This is a genomic window from Echinicola sediminis, from assembly GCF_054777495.1.
In genome coordinates this window covers 1-2,189 of the sequence record NZ_BAAHAP010000215.1, presented here as the reverse complement: position 1 = coordinate 2,189, position 2,189 = coordinate 1, and the positions used below count along the sequence as shown (strand labels likewise).

The window sequence follows — 2,189 nt, the reverse complement described above, 5'->3', positions numbered from 1 at the left end:
GTCGTCTACTGCAAAAGACCTTTCTTCGGCCCCAGGCAGGTGATAGAATACCTGGGCAGGTACTCCCACAAGATCGCCATCAGCAAGCACCGCATCTTGGGCTTCCAGAACGGAAAGGTCCGCTTCTGGGTAAAGGACTACCGGCAAAACGGCCAAAAGAAAACCTGTACATTGGACGCCCCTGAGTTCCTCAGGAGGTTCTGCCTCCATATCCTGCCCAAGGGGTTTACCCGCATCAGGCACTACGGCATCCTGGCCTCGGCCTTCAAGAAAGACCACAAGGCCACTATAGACAGCCAGATCGGGGAAGTGGCCCTTGAAGAAGCTGAGGGTACCGTTTCCCTGTTCAGGAAATGTCCCTGCTGCAAGACCGGTATGCTGCACACCGTGGCCCGATTCGACCAGAGGGGGCCGCCAGACTATTGGATGGGCAAAATCAGAAAACAACCGTCGGTACACCAAAGGGTGTAAGGGGAAATCTATGCCCAAAAACCAAAAAAACAGCCCGTAAAGCTGTCCAAAGGCTTATAAGCCTCACAAAGAACAACCTTGTCACCACCGGACTGCAAGCAAACAAGTATCACAAGTATCGCGCTTCTTGGCCCCAGTCCTCCAAAAACACAAAAGGGGAAAAAGCTTTCCCCATAATGACCCCTTTCCCAGCACCACCCGTTCAACACTGCATTCATGTTCGGCCGTTCCGGCCACACGAATGCTTAGTTATTAGCGGGTCGTTATTTTTATTTTTCAATTATCTGTCACTATAAACCAAGGTATTTCTAAATTTCCTTTTCGGAAATAAATATTCACTTGGTCTCCAATTTCAGTTCTATTATAAAATTCTTTGCCCACATTTACTTCATCGATTTCGGTCTGTGGTCCCCAAGTAGTAAGCTCTAAATATCGTGTAGTTGACTTTCCTGAACTAATTCTTTTATTCAAAACTTTAGCCGTATAAAACGTTGGCTCGGAATTATCATAAAAACAGTTGTAATGAATAACTATTCCATAACTATAGGCAAAAAGAAATAAGCTCAAACTACCAACAGTAAAAAAGTCCATCTTCTTTTTAAATGTTATTTCTCTTTGCTTAATCATAAGTGCTACTAGGAAAAGTATTGTTATTGCTATTACAGTAAACCATAGATTTCCGTAATCGAAAATCTCATAGTCTAAAAGTGCCCGTAGCATAATACCAAGGGAAGGATAGATAAAAGCATAAATAACGGAAGGATAAGCGCTTCCCTTCTTTTCATCTATTCTGATTAAACCATTTGAGGCCTTAGTAACTATTAATGCAATAATTGGAATTACTGCTGCTATAAAAATCGAGTACTGATATGGGGTAGGATAAAAAAAAGTCCAAGCTGCTACTATTCCTGCAGCCCAATTAATGATTTTGGCAGTCTTCCTAGCCTTGTTAAGCTTTTCTTCCCTTATTTCCATAGTCCAGCCAACGGAATCATCACTCAAAATCTCTTGTTCTTCTTTTATAGCATTTTGTTGGTCAAGGTCTGGATAGTTCTCATATAGCCAATTTAATATTTCATTATATCCACCTGTATACGAGCTGACTTTTATCCTTTTTTCGAGTTTGTTTTTCGGTTCAATGAAAATATATTGCTCGTTGATTGTAAATCCTTTTATCTCATCAAATTTCAAAACCCTATTTGATAATGAACTAATGGATTCAATGGAATCAGAATTTATTATGAATTTGCCTTTATAAGCTTCCATTACGCCAAAAACCATTACGGCTATCATTGCAATAGAAATTGGAACTAAAATCCAAGTAAAACTTGGTGAGAAGTCGCCATTTTGAAATGGAATAATTAGAACCCATCCAAATAGTCCAATCAATAATGGGGCAAATAGATAAATAAATATCGCCCATCCTTTCGCTATTTTATATTCCTTCAATGTCATTTTTTTTAATGCCCGCTAACGGTCAAGCATATGGCGTGTGGCGGTTTTCGAAGCACTTTCCTGTCCACCGAAAACAAACTTGGCTACGCAGCGAAAGCCTTGCTGACAGCCGTTCACCCGCCATAAGCTATATGCCTTGTTGAACGAATCCAGCTAAAGCAGGAAGCCGGCATGATTGTCCGGAACTTCCTAAATTAGCCTTATCGTAAATTTTAACAGTTTAAGCTATGAAAAAAAAGCCAGACCATCATTGAAAGGGCCAT

The 2,189-nt window shown here is 40.9% G+C and carries 2 protein-coding genes; one reads left to right on the top strand and one right to left on the bottom strand.

Going from position 1 to position 2,189, the window contains the following annotated elements; translation table 11 throughout:
* Nucleotides 1-471, top strand: a 471-nt coding sequence (locus ACYVAA_RS22795; RefSeq protein WP_460546363.1) for an IS91 family transposase, incomplete at its 5' end; no start/stop codon positions are given.
* 276 nt (nucleotides 472-747) lie between these two features.
* On the opposite strand, the gene ACYVAA_RS22790 is transcribed toward ACYVAA_RS22795, so the two are convergent.
* A complete protein-coding gene (locus ACYVAA_RS22790) occupies nucleotides 748-1,926 on the bottom strand; it encodes a hypothetical protein (RefSeq protein WP_460546361.1) in 1,179 nt (392 codons plus the stop codon).
* Nucleotides 1,927-2,189 lie beyond the last annotated feature (263 nt).

Excerpts from the sequence above, each read along its gene's own strand:
- ACYVAA_RS22790 (WP_460546361.1), bottom strand. The coding sequence starts at position 1,926 with ATGACATTGAAGGAATATAAAATAGCGAAAGGATGGGCGATATTTATT.